General features: G+C 52.4%; 16 protein-coding genes and 1 other RNA gene. 5 read left to right on the top strand and 12 right to left on the bottom strand.

What is annotated here, in order from left to right; translation table 11 throughout:
• Nucleotides 1-76: 76 nt before the first annotated feature.
• The 5 genes from MT343_RS05265 to rsmI form a co-directional block, all read right to left on the bottom strand.
• Entirely contained in the window at nucleotides 77-661 is a 585-nt protein-coding gene (locus MT343_RS05265; protein ID WP_145469099.1) for a DUF6151 family protein, read from the bottom strand.
• 185 nt (nucleotides 662-846) lie between these two features.
• Nucleotides 847-1,314 (bottom strand): GNAT family N-acetyltransferase, encoded by a 468-nt coding sequence (locus MT343_RS05260; RefSeq protein WP_222428564.1) that lies wholly within the window; start codon nucleotides 1,312-1,314, stop codon nucleotides 847-849.
• Between the two features lie 31 nt (nucleotides 1,315-1,345).
• Nucleotides 1,346-1,804: a hypothetical protein gene (locus MT343_RS05255; protein WP_145469098.1), complete on the bottom strand. Its 459-nt coding sequence runs from the start codon at nucleotides 1,802-1,804 to the stop codon at nucleotides 1,346-1,348.
• 411 nt (nucleotides 1,805-2,215) lie between these two features.
• Nucleotides 2,216-2,580: RNase P RNA component class A (gene rnpB / locus MT343_RS05250), an RNA gene on the bottom strand.
• Between the two features lie 221 nt (nucleotides 2,581-2,801).
• On the bottom strand, nucleotides 2,802-3,662 hold the full coding sequence (rsmI, locus tag MT343_RS05245; RefSeq protein WP_145469097.1) for a 16S rRNA (cytidine(1402)-2'-O)-methyltransferase: 861 nt from the start codon (nucleotides 3,660-3,662) through the stop codon (nucleotides 2,802-2,804).
• Here rsmI and MT343_RS05240 point away from each other — a divergent pair.
• The gene (locus MT343_RS05240; protein ID WP_145469096.1) at nucleotides 3,661-5,463 is read left to right on the top strand and encodes a penicillin-binding protein activator; all 1,803 of its coding nucleotides are present in this window, start codon (nucleotides 3,661-3,663) and stop codon (nucleotides 5,461-5,463) included. The two genes, rsmI and MT343_RS05240, sit on opposite strands and share 2 nt — an antisense overlap.
• Nucleotides 5,464-5,499: 36 nt before the next feature.
• Complete coding sequence (locus tag MT343_RS05235) at nucleotides 5,500-5,940, top strand: YraN family protein (protein WP_145469095.1); 441 nt, start codon at nucleotides 5,500-5,502, stop codon at nucleotides 5,938-5,940.
• A gap of 28 nt (nucleotides 5,941-5,968) precedes the next feature.
• Here the strand turns inward: MT343_RS05235 and MT343_RS05230 are convergent, their stop codons facing one another.
• Nucleotides 5,969-8,050 (bottom strand): TonB-dependent receptor, encoded by a 2,082-nt coding sequence (locus tag MT343_RS05230; protein ID WP_145469094.1) that lies wholly within the window; start codon nucleotides 8,048-8,050, stop codon nucleotides 5,969-5,971.
• A gap of 209 nt (nucleotides 8,051-8,259) precedes the next feature.
• Here MT343_RS05230 and MT343_RS05225 point away from each other — a divergent pair, with 209 nt between their 5' ends.
• The 3 genes from MT343_RS05225 to MT343_RS05215 all read left to right on the top strand — a co-directional run bounded on the left by MT343_RS05225 (nucleotide 8,260) and on the right by MT343_RS05215 (nucleotide 10,308).
• A complete protein-coding gene (locus tag MT343_RS05225; RefSeq protein ID WP_145469093.1) occupies nucleotides 8,260-8,703 on the top strand; it encodes a BlaI/MecI/CopY family transcriptional regulator in 444 nt (147 codons plus the stop codon).
• Complete coding sequence (locus MT343_RS05220; protein WP_186435909.1) at nucleotides 8,693-9,652, top strand: M56 family metallopeptidase; 960 nt, start codon at nucleotides 8,693-8,695, stop codon at nucleotides 9,650-9,652. Before MT343_RS05225 ends, MT343_RS05220 begins: the two co-directional genes overlap by 11 nt.
• Before the next feature lie 71 nt (nucleotides 9,653-9,723).
• A complete protein-coding gene (locus MT343_RS05215) occupies nucleotides 9,724-10,308 on the top strand; it encodes a phosphoheptose isomerase (RefSeq protein WP_444875581.1) in 585 nt (194 codons plus the stop codon).
• A 102-nt stretch (nucleotides 10,309-10,410) separates the two neighbouring features.
• On the opposite strand, the gene MT343_RS05210 is transcribed toward MT343_RS05215, so the two are convergent.
• The 6 genes from MT343_RS05210 to MT343_RS05185 all read right to left on the bottom strand — a co-directional run bounded on the left by MT343_RS05210 (nucleotide 10,411) and on the right by MT343_RS05185 (nucleotide 22,563).
• Nucleotides 10,411-17,592 carry an Ig-like domain-containing protein gene (locus MT343_RS05210; protein ID WP_243989462.1) on the bottom strand — a complete coding sequence of 2,394 codons (7,182 nt, stop codon included), beginning with the start codon at nucleotides 17,590-17,592 and terminating at the stop codon, nucleotides 10,411-10,413.
• A 72-nt stretch (nucleotides 17,593-17,664) separates the two neighbouring features.
• Complete coding sequence (locus MT343_RS05205; protein ID WP_145469540.1) at nucleotides 17,665-18,243, bottom strand: phage tail protein; 579 nt, start codon at nucleotides 18,241-18,243, stop codon at nucleotides 17,665-17,667.
• 15 nt (nucleotides 18,244-18,258) lie between these two features.
• On the bottom strand, nucleotides 18,259-18,837 hold the full coding sequence (locus MT343_RS05200; protein WP_145469541.1) for a phage tail protein: 579 nt from the start codon (nucleotides 18,835-18,837) through the stop codon (nucleotides 18,259-18,261).
• Complete coding sequence (locus MT343_RS05195; RefSeq protein ID WP_145469542.1) at nucleotides 18,797-19,786, bottom strand: methionyl-tRNA formyltransferase; 990 nt, start codon at nucleotides 19,784-19,786, stop codon at nucleotides 18,797-18,799. Before MT343_RS05195 ends, MT343_RS05200 begins: the two co-directional genes overlap by 41 nt.
• Nucleotides 19,783-21,009 carry a hypothetical protein gene (locus MT343_RS05190; RefSeq protein WP_145469543.1) on the bottom strand — a complete coding sequence of 409 codons (1,227 nt, stop codon included), beginning with the start codon at nucleotides 21,007-21,009 and terminating at the stop codon, nucleotides 19,783-19,785. Before MT343_RS05190 ends, MT343_RS05195 begins: the two co-directional genes overlap by 4 nt.
• 273 nt (nucleotides 21,010-21,282) lie before the next feature.
• Nucleotides 21,283-22,563: an NAD(P)/FAD-dependent oxidoreductase gene (locus MT343_RS05185; protein ID WP_145469544.1), complete on the bottom strand. Its 1,281-nt coding sequence runs from the start codon at nucleotides 22,561-22,563 to the stop codon at nucleotides 21,283-21,285.
• Nucleotides 22,564-22,565 lie beyond the last annotated feature (2 nt).

Genomic DNA, 22,565 nt, shown 5'->3' with positions numbered 1-22,565 from the left:
CGATGTCTGGTTAACCTGGTAATCACCGTCACTACAGGGTTTATAGCCCGTGACGCTGTAAATACATAACACCTTATCACAGGGTATTTTTTAAGTTCTTAAACTCTTCGCCACTGAGTATAACGGGTGACACAACAGGTTCACCAGACTCAGTAAAAAGCGGAGAATTACGATACTTACCACCGATACGCATGGATAAAATAATCCACAAAAATCTTACAATCATACCGGGGAGTCCTTTTTGCTTCGGCTTCGGTTCTCCTATAGCAGAATCCACATTGACTATTGCGATATTCTTGCCAAAATCTTCGGCCATCTTTGCACGATTCAGCACCGAATGAATAAGGCCGATAAATGAAACCTTAGGATCTGGCAGCGTATTACCAAGGGGAGTGTTACAGCAGGCGGCATACCAGCGGATCATCCCCTGATCGCTAAGCCGCACAGCCGCGAGATGCTCCTTACCTTGTGAAAAAACCACACGGGGCTGTGCCAACTGCACAATTTCAGTCCCACCCTGTGCATCCAGAATATCACCTGCCCGGCCTAAAAATTTCGCAAAAGCCTGACAGTCGGCACAGTAACATACCACCCGACTACAGGTTCCGCCCCCCCGAACATGACCACTAAGAGCCCCGCATTGACACTGAATTTTGTGCATATTTTTACTCGTTACTGAAAAATGCTATCTGGATAGCTTTTATGATGCATGTTTAGGGCCTGTTAACACTAATTAAAGTTAAATCTTATTTCTGGTGATCATTCTGATACTCAGGCATTAAGTGCCTGTCGGTTTTACTTTAGGGTGCGTTAAAGCGGAGAAAAGTCACAGGTCATTTTCATGCATTACAGGACGATCCGGTAATATCCGCCATACTCCCCATCCTTAGTCCCATTGTGTGTGACCTGCCAGCCCAATTTCTGGGCCACTCTCTTGCTTGCCACATTATCGTCAGCAATAAAAACCTGAACGGACTCTGTGTCGATCTCAGCCGACAACCTTTCAAGCGCCAGTCTGGAGGCCCTTACCACTATGCCATTACCCCAGAACTCCGATCTGATGAAATAGCCGAAGTCCAAAACACCTTCGATCTCTTTAACACCGCAGAATCCGATGAACTCATCAGTATCAGATTGAGCAATAGCATAACGTGACGGGTTATCAAGCGCATTCTCAAACCACGAATCTGCCTCATCTTCTGTTAAAGCCCGGCGGGGCCCAAGAAACCTCATGACCCGGGAATCCTGGAGCATGGCCATAACCGCTGTTTTATCCTGACGTTGAAGATCTCTTAGTTTTACCGGAATCATCATGCTGGTTTCACCATTGATCCTATTTCTCGTTTCATAGTGAATCCACTGGCGTAGTGATCCTATTATTATCTTCTCTACAGTGCATAGCCCCGATAGAAAAAATTACAATACAAGACAGCAACGAACTTACCAATCCAAACAAGTACCAAGAATGAGCCACATCACCAATGAGAAGACGAAATATAAATATCGACACAGCCAAAATCAGACAATTGGTAAGAATACGAACCTTAATATTAAAAAGAAATACGAAGACTGTAATCGCTGCCACCAAAAGCTCTATCAAACCAAAACGGGCAAGCCCAAGAACAGAGTGAAATACTCCTCCCCCCTCAACAGTCATACTTACCAAAGAAATTGGCAAAAAAGATAATTCGACTTCCCGTACAACATCAGACATGCAGGCCAAAAATAATATATCAGAAGCTACAACTGCTACAGTATGAAAAAGAGCGAGAGATATAGCTCTAATCAGGTACAAAGAACTCATTAATTACCACACCACTAAAAATAAAATCCTGATATTCATAATACCCGTACATGCATTAACGTGATATAGAATCGTCGTCGTAGACAGTCACTGTCCCGGCAGAACCGGCTTAGGACCAAAGAAAACGCCCCTGCAAACGTTAGCCTGCAGGGGCTTTTAAATAAGTGGAGTCAGCCGATAAGCCCTGAGTTTCTGAATCGTCGTCGTGGGCAGTCACTGTCCCGGCAGAACCGGCTTAGGACCAAAGAAAAAGCCCGGATATTTCTTTCAGGGGCTTTTAAATAAAAGGAGCCAACCGATAAGCCCTGAGTTTCTGAATCGTCGTCGTGGGCAGTCACTGTCCCCGCCGAAGCCGGCGAAACGCTGGTAAAGAAAAACCCCGCTCAGTTTCCTGAGCGGGGTTTTCATAATAAAAGGAGTCAGCCGATAAGCCGGGTTCTGTCGTGGACAGTCATTCGTCTAGGCCTGCAATCACTCACAGGCTCAAGCAACCTACCCGTTCCCAGCGCGGGCCGCGCCTATAGGGAACCTATTTGGTCTTGCTTCGGGTGGAGTTTACCGTGCCACGAACTGTTACCAGTCGCGCGGTGCGCTCTTACCGCACCCTTTCACCCTTACCTGATCCCGCTTGCGCGGGCCATCGGCGGTTTGCTCTCTGTTGCACTGGTCGTAGGCTCGCGCCTCCCAGGCGTTACCTGGCACCCTGCCCTGTGAAGCCCGGACTTTCCTCCCCCCACACTGTTGCCAGTGCGGGCGACGACTGTCTGGCCGACTCCGGGCGCGGATTCTACAGGAACGAGCAGTAATAGCCAGACCGGTATTCGGGCGCCGGTTCTGCAGGAAAGGGAAATAACCAAACCAGTGGGAGCGGCACTTCTGCCGCGCTGATAATCGTGACTGAAAGTCACTCCCACTACTGAAAGTCACTTCCACTGAATCAACCATCGTATTCAGTCAATTGTCTGCGGCGGTGTGGAATACCCGCAGACGCCTGTGTTTAAGCTTTTCCCTGCATTTCCAGCGCTTTCTGGTACAGCTCTTTTTTATTCTCGCCGGTCAGGTCGGCGATAATGGCCGCTGCTTTTTTCGGTGGCAGTTCGACCAGCAGCAGGCGGAACAATTTGTTGCTGTCGACTTCGCTGGCCGGTGCCGGATCGGGGTTGCCGGCAATCATCACCACGAATTCACCCTTCTGCTGGTCGGCATCCTCCTGCAGCTGGCTGAGAATGTCTGGCAGTGTTCCGTGATAAAAAGTCTCGAAGGTTTTGGTTAATTCGCGTGCAACACAGGCTTGACGTTCTGCGCCAAAAACCTCAGCCATGACTTCCAGCGTATCGAGAATCCGGTGCTTGGATTCGTAGTAAACCAGGGTGCGTGCTTCCTGTTCCTGAGCCAGTAATTTTTCGCGTTTGGCACCACTTTTATGCGGTAAGAAACCTTCAAAAGTAAAACGGTCGGTCGGCAGGCCCGCGGCACTCAGGGCAGTAATAATGGCGCTGACGCCGGGAATCGGGCTGACATTCAGGCCGCGCGCACGCAGCGCCTGCACCAAAGGATATCCCGGATCGGAAATTAACGGGGTGCCGGCATCGGATACCAGCGCCATGCTCTGGCCCTGTTCCAGATGGCGGGCAATCTGTTCTACACGCTCGCGTTCGTTGTGTTCGTGCACCGATAACAGCGGCTTCCGCAGGCCCAGGTGCTGGAGTAATTTTGCGGTATGTCTGGTATCCTCGCAGGCAATTACATCAACGCTGGTCAGCACCTGCTTTGCACGCTCGGTGAGGTCAGCCAAATTACCAATGGGTGTCGCCACGACGTAAAACGTGCCGACCTGCATTCTGGGATCTGAAGTCATGCGGGGAAACTTACCTGATCGTTGGTTACGCGGATTATCGCTGCTGGTTGTCAGCGCGGGTCTGGGTTTAAGCGGTTGTTCTACCACACCGGGACAAACCGGGCTGGGCAACAACAGCCTTACCGAAAGCAGTAGTCAGAGTAATTCAGTATTAATGCAGCAGATTCGCGGCGAACTCGACGACGGCGAGTTTGGCAATGCTGCGCTGCAATTGCAACTGTTGCACGAGCGTGTGCTCACGCCACAGGAGCAGGTGGAATTTATGCTGCTGTCGGCGCAGATGCATCTGGGCAGCAATGAGCCGGAAATTGCCGGCGAATATCTCAGCCAGCTTGCCCAGCGTATGGATTACGCCACGCCGGAGCAGGAACTGCGTGCCAGCCTGTTAAAAGCCCGCTGGTACGAAAGCAATGGCGAATATCTGGCCGCCGCGCGCGAGCGTGATTTTTTATCCGGCGCATTAAATCCGGAGCAGCGCGAGCAGAATCATGAGCAAATCTGGCAGGATTTAATGGCCATGCCGGAAGTCGAGCTGCTGGAATGGGCAGAAAAAACCCCGGCTACCCAGTTTGGCGACTGGCTGCGACTGGCGGCGATTTCCCGTAACTCCCGCCTGACACTGGACGAACATCTGGCGGCGGTAACCACATGGCGCGAACAGAATCCGGCTCACCCGGCAGCGATACAATTACCCGGCGGCCTGGCGCTGCTGGCTGATCTGGCGGCTAACCGCCCGCACAGCGTCGCACTGATGCTGCCGTTATCCGGCCCGCTGGAGAAAACCGGTGGCGCCATCCGCGATGGTTTTATGGCCGCTTACTACGAGTCTCTGGATAAAGGCTACGCCATTCCGCAGGTACACCTGTACGACAGCCAGAAATACAGCGATATCGATATTGCTTACGCCCAGGCGCAGCTCGACGGTGCGCAGTGGGTGATCGGGCCGATCAACAAAATGCAGGTGCAGGCGCTGCAGCAACGCGAAACCCTGCCGCTGCCAACCCTGGCCCTGAACTATGGTGACCGCAGCGAAGCCGAAACCCTGCCCGCCAACCTCTATCAGTTCGGCCTGGCCGCTGAAGACGAAGCCGTACAGATTGCCGAAAAAGCCTGGACCGATGGCCTGCGCCGCGCACTGGTGCTGGTACCACAGGGCAACTGGGGCGAGCGTATTTATGCTGCCTTTGAACAGCGCTGGCTGGAGCTGGGTGGTGAAATCGGCGAACAGCGTTTTTATCCGAACCGTCAGGACTACAACCCGGAAATCAAAGCGCTGCTGAACGTCGACGACAGCCAGAAGCGGTATCAGACCATGCGCCGTCTGTTACGTCAGAGCACCGAGTTTGAGCCGCGCCGCCGTCAGGATGTCGACTGGGTGTTTATGGTCGCCCTGCCGCAGCAGGCCCGCCAGATCAAGCCGACGCTGGCATTTAACTTTGCCGGTGATCTGCCGGTATACGCCACCTCGCATGTGTATTCCGGCGAACCGAATCCAACCAAAGACCGCGACCTGAACGGCGTGCAGTTCTGTGATGTGCCCTGGTTGCTGGAAAGCAGCGAGCTGTACCGCACCGTAGAAAAAGTGATGCCGAATGGTCAGGGCGGCTATGCCCGCTTATACGCCATGGGCGTGGATGCCTTCCGCCTGCTGCCACGGTTAAAACAGCTTGAAGTATTCCCGCACAGCCAGATGTTTGGCAGCACCGGCGCGCTGGCGCTGGATCACGAGCGCCGCATTCACCGCCGTACCGAATGTACCCAGTTCCGTTCTGGCCGGCCGCAGCGTTTAGCCAGACGCTGAGTACTCACACCGCATAACTCACGAGGCAAGGATGCCATGTGGTTTACCCGCAAAGACAAAAACCCGCAGGATTCAGAACAAACGGCAGAGAATTCCTCTGCCGCTGAAACCTGTACTGCAGAAAAGCCTGCAACCCGTAAAAAAGGCGCCGAGATTGAACAGGCCGCCGAACACTTCCTTAAGCGTCAGGGGCTGAAAGCCGTTACCCGCAATTACACCATCCGCGGCGGTGAAATCGACCTGATTATGCGCCACGGCAAGGTGCTGGTCTTTGTTGAGGTGCGTTACCGCGCCAGCCAAAGCCACGGCAGCGGCGCCGAAAGCATCACTCATCACAAACAACAGCGCTTAGTCAAAACAGCTCAGCACTATCTGCAGCAACACTATGGTGCGAACCCGCCGGACTGCCGCTTTGACGTGATGTCGGGCAGTGGTCAGCCGGTGCAGTTTGAGTGGCTGCGGAATGTGTTTGGCTGACCCCGTATAGCAACAGACAGCACCCGCCTCAGAACTGATAGGCCGCCGCCAGACGCACAGTGCGCGGTTCGATTACATGGTAATGAATATCCTCCTGCTCACTGCTTTCGCCCGCCAGACGCGAGGCGTACCAGTAATCAATATCGTGATCGCGGCTGTCGAACAGATTAAGCACATCGGCACTGAACACCCAGCTGTTCAGGCTGTAGCCGCTGCGCAGATTCACCACTGTAGTCGGATCGGAGGTGACCGAGCCATCTTCCACCAGCGGCCGCTCACCAAAATAGCGCAGGCGCAGACTGCCAAACCAGCCCGCACCGCGCTGGCTGCTGATGCCCGCCTGCAGCACATTGCGCACCGCACCGGGAATCTCGTTCCCCCCGGCCGCATCGCCGCGTAATTCTGCTTTGGTCCAGGCGTATTCCAGATCCATATTCCAGCGCTCGTTCAGCTGATAATAGAGCGTCATTTCCAGCCCTTTGCGCCGTGAGGCACGGCTGGCTTCGGTATTACCGGCATCGCCGACAAACAGCAGTTCGCTGTCGAGATCCAGCTGCCACAACGCCAGCGAGGTGCTCAGACGCCCGGCCATAATACCGCGCACACCGACCTCATAACCCATCGAATCCACCAGCGGATCAACCGCCGCAACCGCACTGCCATCGGCCGGATCAACCTGAATGGTGGTGCCGCGGGCGTCGTTGGAATGCAGTCCCTGCCCCGCCGCCAGATAGCTTTCCCAGTCGCGGTTCAGGGCGACGATCAGGCTGCCTTTTAAGGCGATGTTGTCGTCGCTGGCTTTGCCGCTATTGGCATGCAGATCGACGCCGTTGATATTGCTGCCAACCCGGCTTTGCACGTCAAAACGGTAGTGGTCGTAGCGCAGGCCGAGCACGGTGCGCACGCGTTCATTCCAGTACAGGGTGTTTTCTCCATAGAAGCCGCTGCTGAGTTCGCCTACGCGGTCGCTGCGTACGGTTCCCATACGCTGGCGCTGCTTGCTGCGGTACAGACCGACTTCGCCGATATCGTCATAGCGCAGGTCAGCGCCGATACGGTTGCTCATCGCCAGTCCGGCCATCTCTGAGTGCCAGAGGTAACTGATCTGGCCGCCGTAGATCCAGCGTTTATCGACCTGCTCAAACTGATCGCCGTTGACGGTATCGTCGAGAAAATAGGTGAAGTCCGACCACAGGTTCATGTCGTAACGGATGGCATAGGCCGAAGCCTGAACACCCTCACGCTGCCAGATGGCATTCAGGCTGTAGCGGCTGGATTCTCCGCCCACGCTGTCGTTCAGCGAACCCAGCTCATCGATCAGGCCGCTGTCGACCGCGCGCTGCGGAATCTGGTCGGCGCTGTTCCATTGATTGTCGTAGCCCATAAAGGACAGGCTCAGCTTGCCGCCGGCCAGTGTACGGCGATGTTTGAGCAGCAGGCTGGTTTTATCCAGATCTTCACGGATATCGCTCCAGGGGCCATCGTAGGTATTGCGCTCCAGTGCATACAGCCAGTCGCCCTGAGCATTGCTCAGACTGTCGAGCAACAGCGCCCGGCGATACTGATCTTCGCCCAGACTCAGCTGCGCCAGACCCTGCGCAAAGACATCGGCGGTCTGCAGGGCGGCACTGCCGGCACCGCTGAAATCACCCACATCGGCGTAGTAACTGCCTTTCTGATAACTCAGCGCACCGATGCTTTCCGGGATTATAAAATTCAGGTCGGTATAACCCTGACCATGGCCGTGGGTGCGCATATTGACCGGCATACCATCAACAAAGGTGGCGAAGTCGGTACCATGATCGAGATTAAAGCCGCGCAGAAAATACTGGTTCGCCTTGCCGCTGCCACTGTGCTGGGTGACGACTAAGCCGGGCACCAGCTCCAGCACTTCGCCGGTGCGTAATAACGGCCGGCTGTTAATATCGTCGGCGGTGACATACCCCTGCGAGGCCGACATCGCCTCACCCGGCAGTTGATTTCTGGCCGTAACCTGCTGGGTATCCAAAGATGCGCCTTTTGTTGCCGGGTTATCGTTAAGCGGCGCCTGTTGCGCCACGGCCAACACAGGCAACCCCAATAACAAAAAACCGGCTGGCTGAATTTTCATCTTTATCCTCATTGTCCATTTAAGCGGCGTAAGGCGGCTCTCAACAATTGCCGCCACCGGCCCTGTTAACGAAAATATCATCATCTGCTGACGAACTTATCAGCCCAGATGAATACCGATAACGGCTCGGTGTTCGCCATCTGCGGCAGGTAAGGGATGGAAATAACGGACGCGCCAGAAAACGCGTAAAAGAAACGGCCAAACGACCCATGAACCGCAGCACCGATTTAACCCGCTGGCTGAAACTGCCGGCCGCCCGCTCACGCACCCCGGCACTGGGAAAGCGCGAGCTGGCCATTCTGGAAGTACTCTGGCAACAGGGAGCACTGTCGGTGCAGCAGGTGCATGCCAGCCTGCAGGAAGACATCTCGCTGAATACCGTGCAAAGCACGCTGGAGCGTTTACACCGCAAAGACCTGCTGCAGCGCCGCAAAGAAAGCCGGGCGTTTTTTTACAGTGCTGTGCTGCAGAAGCAGGCGCTGATCAGCAATCTGCTGCACGACATTGCCGCCGACCTCAGTGGCGGCGATATGGCGCCTATGGTGTCGGGCTTTATCGATTATTTAGCGGATGTGGCACCGGCCATGGGAAATCGTCTGCATCAGGCTCTGAATGACGAGTCAGAAAGCCGCTGCGCAAACAATGACTCCTGAATTGGCCATGATTCCTGAGCTGGCCGATATTCTTCTGGCCAGTGCGTTTAGCCTGACGGCGTCATCGGTGTTGGTGGCCCTGTTGTTTCCTCTGCTGCAGAAAACACTGCGCAACAGCCGCCCACAGCAGCAGTCCCGCCTGCTGATGCTGTACGCCCTGCTGCCCTGGGTCGTGACCTTCTGGGTGGTGTTTCTGCTGATGAATCCGGAACTGACCGGCGCCCTGCACAGCGCCCATTGCCACGGGCAGTTGTGTGGCCCCCATGTGCCGGATGTCAGTTCCTCATCGCTGACCGGAGCCGTACTGGCAGGCGTTGTCAGCGCTCTGCTGCTGTTTGCGTTATTGCTGTTCAATCATCAGTTGCGGCGCGGACGTCAGCGTCTGGCCAGTGTGGATCTGCTCAGCACAGCAGGTAACCCGTCCGGTAACAGCAGCGCAGCTCCAGACTTCCGCCTGATTCATTCGCAGTTACCTCTGGCCTGGTGTGCAGGGCTCTGGCGCCCACGGATCTATCTGTCCAGTGCGCTGCAACAACAGCTGACGCCACAGCAGTCGGCCATGGTGCTGCTGCATGAATATTGCCACCTTATCCGCCGTGACAACCTGCGCAAGTTCCTGCTGCACTGGGCCAGCCTGCTGTGGCTGCCAAAGGCACGCAAAGCCCTGCAAGAACAGTTTGCGCTGAACTGTGAATTACAGTGCGACGCCTATGTCACCAGCCAGGGTTATGCACCTGAGGAACTGGCCGCACTGCTGCAGCAACTGCAGCCGCAGACCGATATGGCGACCCAGGCCAGTGGCGTGCGTATACAGGCGCTGCTGCCGGAGAAACAGATAACCACTTGCAGCAGTGCCGATGGCTGGTTGCTGCTGGTGTTGCTGCTTTGCGCTCAGGTGGCGCTTTTCAGCCACTGGCTGCATCCGCTTCTGGATACATTATTTCTCTGAGAATCACTGTTATTTGGTTTTGTCTCATGGCTCATTTATGATGGCCCATCTGTTACTCCCGGAGCGTTATTGTGCAGGATAGGATCATCGGCCATTTTGGCGCCAGTATCGAAACCAAAACCCACGCAGCAGAAGAGCTTCCACCTTATATTGAGCGCGCGGCGCAGATTATGGTGAATGCCCTGCTCAGCGGCGGGAAAATTCTTACCTGTGGTAACGGCGGCTCTGCCGGCGATGCCCAGCACTTTTCTTCCGAACTGCTGAACCGCTTTGAGCGTGAGCGTCCGAGTCTGCCGGCCATTGCTCTGACCACCGACTCATCGACCGTGACCTCAATCGCCAACGATTACAGCTATAACGAGATTTTCTCCAAGCAGATCCGTGCTCTGGGCAATGCCGGCGACGTATTGCTGGCCATTTCCACCAGCGGTAACTCCGCCAACGTGGTGCAGGCCATTCAGGCCGCCCACGAGCGCGATATGACGGTAGTTGCCTTAACCGGTAAAGACGGTGGCCATATGGCGTCACTTCTTACCCGTGACGATGTTGAGGTGCGGGTACCAGCCAATATAACGGCGCGGATTCAGGAAGTTCACCTGCTGGTGATTCACTGCCTGTGCGACCTGATTGACTGCTCACTGTTCGGCGAAGAATAACCCTACACAGCATTCTGGCCGCGACAAACGCGGCGCATAAAAAAACGGCCCGGACATTCGCATGCCCGGGCCGTTTTTTTATTACTTACACCTGTGCCGCTATCAGGGAATCAGATGGCTGAAGTCCAGCATCAGGGTCTGCACATCATCCGAATAGCGGGTTGCCTGTAAAGCAATGCTGATGTTGTTGGGCAGCTGATAACTGGCACCGGCCTGCAGGCTCAGCTGGATTTCGCTATCCAGATCCGCGTTAAAGCCCGCTGCCACATCAACGTCAATCTGCGAGGCTCCCGCTCCCAGCATCCAGCGCCACTGCCCCTGCAGTGGCTGGCTGTATTGCGCCAGCAGGCTGTGCACTGTGTATTCGATAGCGGCGCTGTTAACCTCGGCAGAACCCGGAATATTGTACTGATAGCGAACCTGCCAGGCATCGTTCAGCTGCAGGCCGGCGGCAAAATGCCCGGCCAGCCCGCCGTCGTCGGTGACTTTATTATTGCCGTGTACTTCCGGGCTAAGCCAGCTATAGCCCACGCCCCAGGCCAGCAGCCAGTGCATATCATCCATCGCCAATTCACTGGCAGGCTGCGTGCTGTTGGCTTGCGACAGCGGCGCCCAGAGCATGCTGACCAGCAACAATGTCGGCACTGATGCCGGCACAGACACCCGCGCAGCCATTCGTCCGGCCATCGCCAGTGCTGCGGCAATCAGCAGCATTAATGGACTGAATGCACCGGTAGCGGTCGTTACATCATCGCCGGTATTGATTGATGGATCTTCTCCGTCGGTGACATTGTCGTTATCGGAGTCCGGATCCAGATGGTCAGCGATACCATCGTTGTCGTGATCCGGCATCTCACGGTCATCACGTACGCCATTAGCATTGGTGTCAGTGCCGCTGATCAGGCCGTTCACATCGTAATCAACGCCATCATCAATACCATCGGCATCAGCATCCAGACCGGTAAAGAAGCCCAGCTGTGGATTTTCATCCGCATCCGGAATGCCGTCACCGTCATCATCATCATCCAGATGGTTCGGGATACCATCACCATCAATATCGGGCAGAGAACCGAAGGCCCCGACCGCGTTATCCACAGCGTCTATCAGGCCATCACGGTCCATATCCACCGTGCTGTCGAGACGTCCATCGTTATCGGCATCCAGCAGCTTCGGCAAACCAGTGCGCGAGAAATCCGTCTGAATACCATCACTGCTCAGCTGCAGGAAGTTAAAGATGCCATCGTTGTTATCGTCGATCAGATCGTTACTGTCATCGATTTCAACACGCGCATCATCAACCAGCAGATTACCGTCAGCATCGGCCAGACGATTCTCCACGATGTCGCCAATGCTATCGTTATCGGAATCCAGATCCTGACTGTTCAGCAGGCCATCACTGTCAGCATCCGCCAGAGCATTGGCTGTACGATAACCTTCAACGGTCATCAGACTGTCTTCCGCACCATCAAGGTTGTCGTCGGTACGGCCATCATCGACATTGCCATCGTTATCGATATCGGCATCGAAGAAATCGATAATGCCGTCATTGTCGGTGTCGGTCAGCACCAGACCCAGCTCAACCCGGTCAGACAGACCATCCTGATCGCTGTCGGTGTCTTTACGGTCAACAATGCCATCACCATCACTGTCACTAATTGCATCCCCTTCGAGGCTGTTCGGCAGACCATCACCGTCATCGTCCTGGGCTTCCATAATCAGGGCAACCAGGGCTTCCAGCTCTGACAACTCATTGACATCATCAGCCTGAGAACGGGCAACTGCGCTGTTCAGAATCGGCAGGATACGGGTAAAGCCAACGTTATCCGGCCAATCCAGTCCGGCCTGACGGTACTGAACAACCGTCAGAAGTGCGGCATTAACGTCGCTTCCGGCAGCAGCTGAAATGGTATCCAGAGCGTACTGCTGAATACTGATCACAGTACCGGTTGCGGCGGATGTCCATTGCTCATCACGGCCAAGATCATCCGTGTAACTGACCTGCAGGCTGATGCTGTGACCAACATCACCCGCAACAATGGTGTAAGTTGCTGCACTTCCAACCGGGTTACCATCCGACAGCCACTGATAAACCTGAGTAGCATCATCAATACCGTCAGCATCATTCACCTGCGCTGACAGAGCCTGGCCCTCTACGGCAAGACCAGAAATACCAACAGAACCATTATTGTTGGTAAACACCATCAGCATTGCAGCCTGATTATCCTGACCACTCAGATCTTTTACTGCGCCTGCTGCAACACTAATGCTGACTACAGACCCCAAGGTTGCCGGAAGAATTTCTGCACTGTACAGAGCACCACTGCCGGTCAGCTGCTGAACACTGCCATTAGCAACGGTGATATCCGTTTCCTCTAGACCTGTAACGGTTTCGCTGAACTCAAGCGTGAGGGTAAAGCTTCCGGTCGCCAGGGCCGGTCCCTGCAGGCTGAGCGTAGGTACCGCATTCTGATAGTCGACTGACAGAGTACTTGGGGAGTTACCGTTAGTCGCAGCATCATGCGCACTGTTGGCAGCAACCGTTACCGTTACCTGACCAAGCGCTGCCGGAGTTACCTCAAGACGGTATTCAGTCTGACTGACAGCAACAAAAGCTCCGGGAGTGGCATTGGTCAGCGTGACATCTGCCGCCACAAAATCACCGACCGCTTCGCTGAATGTAAAGGTTGCGGTAAAAGGCCCATCAATCGTACTACTAGCACCGCCGATCACAACCGTTGGCGCTGTAGCATCGTAAGTAACGGCCAGCTGAGTCGCAGCTGTGTTGTTATTACCCGCAACATCCTGAGCAGCTGCGGCAGCAACATTCACCGTTACGGCACCCTCCGCAGTTGGCGTAATTAATGCGGTATACACTGAAGAGCTGATTGCATTAAATGCACCAACAGAAGCATTAGTGACGCTGATGTAGCTGTTATCGGTAATACTGCTCATCGCTTCGCTGAACGTAAAAGTCGCAGTAAATGGAGCATTGAAACTGCTTTTGGCACTACTGATAACAACCGCCGGTGCCGTTGTATCGTAAGTAATCGCCAGCTGTGTTGCTGCCGTATTGCTATTACCTGCCGTGTCCTGCACAACCCCCGCAGCAACATCCACCGTTACAGCGCCCTCCGCAGTTGGCGTAATTAATGCGGTATACACTGAAGAGCTGATTGCATTAAATGCACCAACAGAAGCATTAGTGACGCTGATGTAGCTGTTATCGGTAATACTGCTCATCGCTTCGCTGAACGTAAAAGTCGCAGTAAATGGAGCATTGAAACTGCTTTTGGCACTACTGATAACAACCGTCGGTGCCGTTGTATCGTAAGTAATCGCCAGCTGTGTTGCTGCCGTATTGCTATTACCTGCCGTGTCCTGCACAACCCCCGCAGCAACATCCACCGTTACAGCGCCCTCCGCAGTTGGCGTAATTAATGCGGTATACACTGAAGAGCTGATTGCATTAAATGCACCAACAGAAGCATTAGTGACGCTGATGTAGCTGTTATCGGTAATACTGCTCATCGCTTCGCTGAACGTAAAAGTCGCAGTAAATGGAGCATTGAAACTGCTTTTGGCACTACTGATAACAACCGTCGGTGCCGTTGTATCGTAAGTAATCGCCAGCTGTGTTGCTGCCGTATTGCTATTACCTGCCGTGTCCTGCACAACCCCCGCAGCAACATCCACCGTTACAGCGCCCTCCGCAGTTGGCGTAATTAATGCGGTATACACTGAAGAGCTGATTGCATTAAATGCACCAACAGAAGCATTAGTGACGCTGATGTAGCTGTTATCGGTAATACCCATCATCGCTTCGCTGAAGGTAAAGGTGGCGGTAAATGATGAATTAATCGAACCACTGGCACCAGTAATAACAACCGCTGGTGCCGTAGCATCGTAGGTAACAGTCAACTGAGCAGCAGCCATGTTGTTGTTACCCGCCGTATCCTGCACAACCCCTGCAGTAACATCCACAGTTACAACGCCATCTGCGGTTGGCGTAATTAATGCGGTATACACTGAAGAGCTGATTGCATTAAACGCACTCACAGAAGCATTACTGACGCTGATATAATTATTATTGGTAATACCGCTCATCGCTTCACTGAAGGTAAAGGTCGCGGTAAACGGAGCATTAATACTGCCGCTGGCACCACTGATAGCCACCGTCGGTGCCGTCGCATCGTAAGTAACCGCCAGCTGAGTTGCCGCCGTGTTGTTATTACCAACGCCATCCTGGGCAACAGAGCCTGCAACATCCACCGTTACCGAACCATCTGCAGTTGGCGTAATTAACGCGGTATAAACCGATGCACTGGTCGCACTGAATGCACTGACGGAGGCATTACCGGCAACAATATCGCCAACGGTAAAACCGGTAACATTTTCACTGAAGGTAAAGGTCGCGGTAAACGCTGCGTTAATACTGCCGCTGGCACCGCTGATAACAACAGAAGGCTGGGTGCCATCGTAGGTAACGGTTAACTGCACTGCTGCCGTGTTGTTATTACCCGCAGCGTCCTGAGCAACAGAGCCTGCAACATCCACTGTTACTGCGCCATCCGCAGTTGGCGTAATTAACGCGGTATAAACCGATGCACTGGTCGCACTGAACGCACTGACGGAGGCATTACCGGCAACAATATCGCCAACGGTAAAACCGGTGACATTTTCACTGAAGGTAAAGGTCGCAGTAAACGCTGCATTAATATTGCCGCTGGCACCACTGATAGCCACCGTCGGTGCCGTCGCATCGTAAGTAACCGCCAGCTGAGTTGCCGCCGTGTTGTTATTACCAACACCATCCTGGGCAACAGAGCCAGCAACATCCACCGTTACCGAACCATCTGCGGTTGGCGTAATTAACGCGGTATAGACCGATGCACTGGTCGCACTGAACGCACTGACTGAGGCATTACCGGCAACAATATCGCCAACGGTAAAGCCGATAACATTTTCACTGAAGGTAAAGGTTGCGGTAAACGCTGCGTTAATACTGCCGCTGGCACCACTGATAACAACAGAAGGCTGGGTGCCATCGTAGGTAACGGCTAACTGCACTGCTGCCGTGTTGTTATTACCCGCAGCGTCCTGAGCAGTAGCGCCAGCAACATCCACCGTTACTGCGCCATCTGCAGTCGGCGTAATTAACGCGGTATAGACCGATGCACTGGTTGCACTGAACGCACTGACGGAGGCATTACCGGCAACAATATCGCCAACGGTAAAGCCGGTAACATTTTCGCTGAAGGTAAAGGTCGCAGTAAACGCTGCATTAATATTGCCGCTGGCACCACTGATAGCCACCGTCGGTGCCGTCGCATCGTAAGTAACCGCCAGCTGAGTTGCCGCCGTGTTGTTATTACCAACACCATCCTGGGCAACAGAGCCAGCAACATCCACCGTTACCGAACCATCTGCGGTTGGCGTAATTAACGCGGTATAAACCGATGCACTGGTCGCACTGAATGCACTGACGGAGGCATTACCGGCAACAATATCGCCAACGGTAAAACCGGTAACATTTTCACTGAAGGTAAAGGTCGCGGTAAACGGAGCATTAATACTGCCGCTGGCACCGCTGATAGCCACTGTCGGGGCTGTGCCGTCATAAGTAACTGCCAGCTGAGTCGCAGCCGTGTTGTTATTGCCAACACCATCCTGGGCAACAGAGCCTGCAACATCCACCGTGACTGCACCATCTGTGGTTGGCGTAATTAACGCGGTATAAACCGATGCACTGGTCGCGCTGAAGGCACTGACGGAGGCATTACCGGCAACAATGTCGCCAACGGTAAAGCCGGTGACATCTTCACTAAAGGTGAAAGTTGCGGTAAAAGCCGCATTGATAGTGCCACTGGCCCCGGATATAGCAACGGAAGGAATTGTCTGATCATTATCAACAATGGTTATCGTCTGTTGCTGCGTGCCGGATTCAGTGCCATTACTGACCGTCGAAATATCGACAATAATTGTTTCGTTGACCTCTTCTGTTGCATCTTCGCTGATACTCAGCGCTGAGGTTTTCGTCGTATTTCCTGTGGTAATCACAAGACTGCTGATCTGGGTATAGTCAACACCACTGGTTGCTGTTCCTGAGTAACTCAGATTAACCGTAATATCCTGATTAAAAGCATGACTGGCGGTTGCAGTTAAATTAATACTGCCGGCAGATTCTGCGGGACTCGTACTGCTGGCTGATAAGGTGATGGATGGGTAGGCTGTTACTGTCAGCGTTGCGGTATAAGCAGACGCACTGTATTCCGTGCCATCATTAACATCAAAAGTGAAACTGGAAGATGAACCTGTAGTGTTCAGATATTTAAGATAACCGGCATCAATACTGGCTTTACTGACCGGCGATCCATTACTCATAGCGGATTCACCGCCATTAATCGTATTACTGCCATCACTGTCAAGCCAGAGACTTCCCTGTGCAGGAACAGTGACAATACGAATATGATTTAAAGGATCACCATCAGTGTCGGAATATGAAAAATCCGACGTTGAAAAAGCATAAGCTGTTCCCTGATAAACAGGGCTTGCAGTAAAGCTTGCAGCTGTTGGAGCGTTATTGGTAGAAAATAACGAGCCGGTAAAAGTATCCGGAAGATTGCTGGGATAACTTGGGTTATCTGTAAATGACCAGTTCGAAGTATTATAAATCTGGGATAAACAATCTGACAGTGTTGAGTTACAAGATGCGGGACCGATGTAATAGCCTTGTAAAATATTCAGTTGCGCAGTTTGCCCGTTAACAAGCGAAGTCCCTGAAATAGTTGCTGCATCTCCATTACCAAGACTACTTTCGTCACCATAAAAAGCCAGAAAAACACCAGGTGCTGCCCGGGTTCCGGTATAGATATAAAGCTGATCACCATCGATCATATTAAAACCGGTATCACTTTCCGCAGCACTACCAATATTAACGGTAATACCAGAAGTGCTTGGATCATCGGAAGCATTGGTAATTTTAATTACCGTCCCTCTGGCAAGAGTACTGCCGGTATTATTTGTCCAGGTTAAATTGCCTTCGCCGGTTGGCGTTGAAAAGGCGGTACCATCCCATTCTTCATCTGTAATGGTCAGTGTTGTTCCGTTCGGGCAGTCATCAACCAATAGAAAAGTTAAACCATCGTTATAAATAACTGAAGGACTGACGTCATAACCGTTGTATGCCAGAATTGCTACATCGCCCGGAGAGTCCAGCGAGCTGTTCTGGGTTGCGGCTGAAGCAACTAACGGCAAAAAACATAGTAAAAATAAAAATTGCTTCATACCAATCTCCATTCGTTATTCAGATTTCCTTAGGTGCAGAAATACCGGACCGGTAAACCGGTCCGGTATTCATCAACCACGCGAAGGAAATACCCCTTGTGTACAGATAATGTAGCTGATTGCCAGTGATGGTTGCATATTATTGAACGACTGGCTGCCGCCCATTAAACCGGTTTCTACCTGCAGACCCGCAACAGGCATCGGACTACCTGAGTACATAGCGTTGGCTGTCGGTGCACTGGCATAAACATCACCGCCACTATTGGTAAGAACACCAGCCCCCGGACTGGCTTCATCTGCTTCACCTGTCTCAGTATTAACAGGCACCGCAACATGACCGGCACTTTGCACAATCACCGCATGGTTGTGAGAAGGCAGATTCAGACTGGTAAGGGTTACCGTTTCGGTACCAAACTTCTGTCCAGCAGAACGCGGCGTCAAACCCGGACCAGCACCAGTACCCAGCGCACAACGACCACGTAAGTCAGGCAAAGCAAAAGTCGTCCGGCCATCGCCACCGTACATAGTGCCGATAATAGAGAACAGTGCGGTATTGCTTGAAATAGCAATCAACTGGCCACCACAAAATGACCAGGCTCGCGGAGCCCAGTTAGCGCCGAACTGGGTAACGGTTGCAATTGTTCCTTCCATTTTTATTCTCCTTGATTAGCTTCGGGATGGGTAAATACCAAACATGCAAATGATGGCGGGCAGTGCCAGAGAAGGTTGCATATTATTGAACTCTTTCCCTGCTCCGGTATTGGTCGCCACGGCTTCAAGACCATTAACCGCCAGCGGGCTGCCGGAATAAACAGCGTTGATACTCGCGGAGCTGGCATAAACATCTCCACCGCTGTTTGCCAGAACACCACTGCCCGGACTCGCTTCATCTGCATCTCCTACCGCTGTGTTAACCGGAATTTCGATATGCCCAGCGTGATCAACACGCACCGAATGATTGTGTGCTGGCATATGGGCAATGGTGAGAGTTACATCCTCACTCCCGACCCACTCTCCGATTCTGCGATCACTTAAACCCGGACCATGCCCGGTACCTATGGACGTCCGGCCCGACAGGTTTGGCAAAGCAAAACTTGTGCGCCCATCACCACCAAAATTCGTACCGAGCAATGAAAACAGAGCATCATACTGACTGATCGCCAGTAATTGTCCATGGCAATATGCCCAGTTCCTGGGGGCAAAATTACCGGCAAAGTTCGTTATATTGGCTATTGTTCCTTCCATCCTGCTTCTCCCGTTTTGTTATTGGATAACTGTCAAAGCTTTGTCCGGCCTGAAGTTGATAACGCTCAGCGAAGCGCAGTCCACTGAATATCCCTGCCGATAAATAAATAACATCAAGGCGTAATACACCATCGTGACAGGCAACCAATAAACCTTCCGGTTCACCGATGTGCACAATGGTTCCTGCTTCTAACCCATAGGATGGATACCTGACCGGAGTTGCCTCCAGCAAGTACAACACCTCCTGATTAAAACTGAAAGCTGCCCCACCCAGGTTTGGATTACAGGCGCGGGCAAGATTAAAAATCTCCAGACACCCTGATTGCTGCCAGTTGATACCCGCCGAATTAATGTCAGGGCGTGTGGCAGGCTTATCCGTATTTTGCACAACACGCTGCGGCTGCGGTTTAAGATCTATACCGCCTGATGACCACCATTGCGCTATAAATAATGGCATCTGCTGCGACAGATAAAGATTAAGCCCCTGATGGGTATCGTATGGGTGTATAGCAAATTCCTGCTGAAAAAGAATGTCACCACTATCAGCCTGCTCTGCAATCTGATGCAAAGTCAGACAACTGCTTTCAGCACCTGTTGAAATTTGCCAGAACAAAGGATCTGCACCACGCCACTGTGGCAGATCACTGGCATGAATATTAAGGAGTTTACCCTGCAGAGCCTGCACCATCGCCGGTGGAAATAAGAAGGATAAATAGCAGGAAACGATGGCATCGGCCTGCAGCGTTTTCTGATGATCAATCAGAACCTGAGGCTGTTCCGGATCCATAACCAGCAGATTAATTCCCAGCATGGAGCATTGTGCTGCTAACTGCCGGCTGTCTTCCCCCGTTACATCGTAAAGCCATACAGCCGCCAGTTGCTGACGGGCATAGAGATCCTGAATTAATGGCAGGGCAAGACTGGTCTGAGTGGCAATAATCAGCTTCATACCGGCTCCACATACACCGGCAGAAAACCGGGTAACCCCTGCTTACGGTAATAAAAAAGAATACTGTCGCCAGGTTTTATCAGCAGGTCACCGGGCTGAGGATTGCGCGGTTCAAAACCAATACAGACACTTAAATCCGGCAGCGGATGAGTGATACCGGATGCATACTCAGGCAGTGATAAATCCTGATGAACCTGAATCTCAGTGGTCAGCAACAGAATATGTTCAACAGAGGTATCCAGATCTTCAGGGATCTTAACCTGAAGGCAGCGGATCAGCTCACTGCCATCATCCAGACGGAGCAGATCCAGCTGTCGCAGAGTGTCACGACTCAGCTCCAGCACAGGGCCGATATCAATCCGGCGTGTATTTTTTTCGCCCTCTGCTCTTGGCTCTGTCGGAAATTCATCTTCGGCCTGAGTAAGAACAGCACGGACACTGACTTTTTCCGGTAACAACAATGCGTCTTCGGCCAGCAGAGGGGCAAAATGCTGACATATATTCAGATGCCCTTCCCGGCTCAGACCATGCTGCATGGCCTCCACCAGCAAAATATCCACACTGCCATGTTCGGCGCGGTAGTCACAGGCATCCTGACATAATACCTGCACAACAGAATCAAGCTGAGTGACTTCCACCAAAGCCTGCAAACTCTGAGCAGCAGCCGGATGAATATCAATCAGGGTAACTTCCAGCTTCTCCGGTAACTGTTGTTGTTCACGCAGAAAATGCAGTACCGGCAGAAGAAGTGGTGCAAAGGGGCCACAGGCAGGATAAACAAGATGACATTCGCGCTCTGCATACTGCGGCAGAATGTTACTGAGCGCCTGCCAGAATGCTCCCACACGCTGGCTGTCCAGTACCGTACGGATGGCATAATCCGGCGACATCACTAAGCCATTTTTATTAATAAATTGACGCTGACGTAAAGGAGCGGGAATATCCAGCGAGCAATAAAACCCCGTAAGTTCCTGAAAACATTGCTGAAATACCGGCAGAGCCGGAGAATCATTAATTACCTGACAGACACTTTCAGAAAATACATTTGTTATACGTTCAGGCCATTCTCCTGCAGAAATTTTCGCTGGCGTTTTTAATGACGTGCGTAATTGCTGGTTAAGAGAAGCTAATAGCGAAGGGTGATATGAATACTGTTGCTCAGATGAATTGTCTTCCGGCATAAAAGTTATCTGAGTATTGGGGTTCGGCACTGCTGTATCCATAACCTGATTCTCGTTCGACATCCTTGATATAAAGCGCAGCATGATCTATCGCCCCACAAAAATCAACGGCACCAGGAATATCAGACGATATTAATATAAGTAATATTTTCTTGGATTGAAGCAACCTATTAAAAACTATACTTTTGGATATACACGATAAAATTTATTTGTGTTAACGCCCCACGTTCAAAAATGGGGCGTTTAGTAAATCATCCTTTAATATTTACCTGTAATAAAAAACATTTGTGAATTTAACTCCGGCTATATCTGTCATTACTCATCCTTTAGACGGTTGATACCCAATGCTTTTAATGTGTATTTTTCATAAATCGGCTCACTCGAACCGGTTTTCATCTTGCGGATAAAGTATTTTTCGAAAGCAATTTTCGCCAGATGCACCCACTTACCTTTTTTGAACCAGGTGACATTGCGTGGCGGAATCTGCGGGATGGCAACAAAGGCCGCGCCAGTGTCTCCCATATCCGCCAGACAGATTGCATTCCAGGTCCCGCGGGCATTAGCTTCACCTTTGCCATCCAGGTCAGCCGCCAGATTATGCGCAATCGCCGTCATCATGGATTCGATCATATAGCCGGTTTTCGGTGTACCGGTCGGAACCGGCGTTTCCTCTACAGGAGGAATGGCAACACACACACCCGCCGAGAAAATATTTTTAAAGGTCGGGTTACGCTGGAACTCATCGATAATGACAAAGCCTTTCGGATTCACCAGCCCCTCCACCGCAGCCACCGGGTCAACCCCGGCAAAGGACGGCAACATCATGGAGTGCTTAAACGGCAGCTCATGCTGTTTTTTCAGTGAACCATCGTCGTTCATCTCATCGACATACATCATGCCGTCGGCCACGCGGGTGACTTTGGCGTTGGTAATCCATTTGATATGACGGTTACGCAACTCGCTTTCCAGCATCGATTTGGAATCCCCCACACCGCCTAACCCCAGATGACCAATGTAAGGCTCACTGGTCACATAGGTCATAGGAATACGGTCACGGACTTTTTTGTTGCGCAGTTCTTTATCAAGAATAAAGGCGTACTCATAAGCCGGCCCAAAACAGGAAGCGCCCGGCATGGCACCGACAATCGCCGGGCCCGGTTCGGCAATCATGGCTTTAACATTGTCATAACAGGTTTCAGCATGATCCAGCGAACACACCGACTGGGTAAAACCGCCATGTGGGCCAGCGCCCTCAACCGCGGCAAAATTCAGTTTCGGGCCAGTGCAGATCACCAGATAGTCATAGGCTTCAACATCGCCATTGGCTAACGTCAGCTGGTTGGTTTTGGGATCGATGGTAACCACCGCCGAAGCGATGAATTCAATGCCTTTTTTCTCCAGATGAGGGCGGATAGGAAAACTGATTTCCGGGCGTTCGCGCCAGCCAACCGCAATCCAGGGGTTCGAAGGAACAAACTGAAAGTCTTCACGTTCGTTGATAACCGTAACCCGGTGTTCTTTATTCAGGATTTCGCGGATTTCATACGCGCCTGCCATACCACCGGTACCGGCGCCCAATATGATAACTCTGGCCATAG

The organism is Venatorbacter sp. C2-1, from assembly GCF_022832715.1.
Taxonomy (GTDB): domain Bacteria; phylum Pseudomonadota; class Gammaproteobacteria; order Pseudomonadales; family Oceanobacteraceae; genus Venatoribacter; species Venatoribacter alkanivorans.
This window is presented reverse-complemented; position numbering and strand designations above follow the sequence as displayed.

What these genes read in the sequence shown, in the direction of transcription:
- MT343_RS05265 (WP_145469099.1), bottom strand. Translation starts at nt 661, where the DNA reads ATGCACAAAATTCAGTGTCAATGCGGGGCTCTTAGTGGTCATGTTCGG.
- MT343_RS05260 (WP_222428564.1), bottom strand. Translation starts at nt 1,314, where the DNA reads ATGATGATTCCGGTAAAACTAAGAGATCTTCAACGTCAGGATAAAACA.
- MT343_RS05255 (WP_145469098.1), bottom strand. Translation starts at nt 1,804, where the DNA reads ATGAGTTCTTTGTACCTGATTAGAGCTATATCTCTCGCTCTTTTTCAT.
- MT343_RS05240 (WP_145469096.1), top strand. Translation starts at nt 3,661, where the DNA reads ATGCGGGGAAACTTACCTGATCGTTGGTTACGCGGATTATCGCTGCTG.
- rsmI (WP_145469097.1), bottom strand. Translation starts at nt 3,662, where the DNA reads ATGACTTCAGATCCCAGAATGCAGGTCGGCACGTTTTACGTCGTGGCG.
- MT343_RS05235 (WP_145469095.1), top strand. Translation starts at nt 5,500, where the DNA reads ATGTGGTTTACCCGCAAAGACAAAAACCCGCAGGATTCAGAACAAACG.
- MT343_RS05230 (WP_145469094.1), bottom strand. Translation starts at nt 8,050, where the DNA reads ATGAAAATTCAGCCAGCCGGTTTTTTGTTATTGGGGTTGCCTGTGTTG.
- MT343_RS05225 (WP_145469093.1), top strand. Translation starts at nt 8,260, where the DNA reads ATGAACCGCAGCACCGATTTAACCCGCTGGCTGAAACTGCCGGCCGCC.
- MT343_RS05220 (WP_186435909.1), top strand. Translation starts at nt 8,693, where the DNA reads ATGACTCCTGAATTGGCCATGATTCCTGAGCTGGCCGATATTCTTCTG.
- MT343_RS05210 (WP_243989462.1), bottom strand. Translation starts at nt 17,592, where the DNA reads ATGAAGCAATTTTTATTTTTACTATGTTTTTTGCCGTTAGTTGCTTCA.
- MT343_RS05205 (WP_145469540.1), bottom strand. Translation starts at nt 18,243, where the DNA reads ATGGAAGGAACAATTGCAACCGTTACCCAGTTCGGCGCTAACTGGGCT.
- MT343_RS05200 (WP_145469541.1), bottom strand. Translation starts at nt 18,837, where the DNA reads ATGGAAGGAACAATAGCCAATATAACGAACTTTGCCGGTAATTTTGCC.
- MT343_RS05195 (WP_145469542.1), bottom strand. Translation starts at nt 19,786, where the DNA reads ATGAAGCTGATTATTGCCACTCAGACCAGTCTTGCCCTGCCATTAATT.
- MT343_RS05190 (WP_145469543.1), bottom strand. Translation starts at nt 21,009, where the DNA reads ATGGATACAGCAGTGCCGAACCCCAATACTCAGATAACTTTTATGCCG.
- MT343_RS05185 (WP_145469544.1), bottom strand. Translation starts at nt 22,563, where the DNA reads ATGGCCAGAGTTATCATATTGGGCGCCGGTACCGGTGGTATGGCAGGC.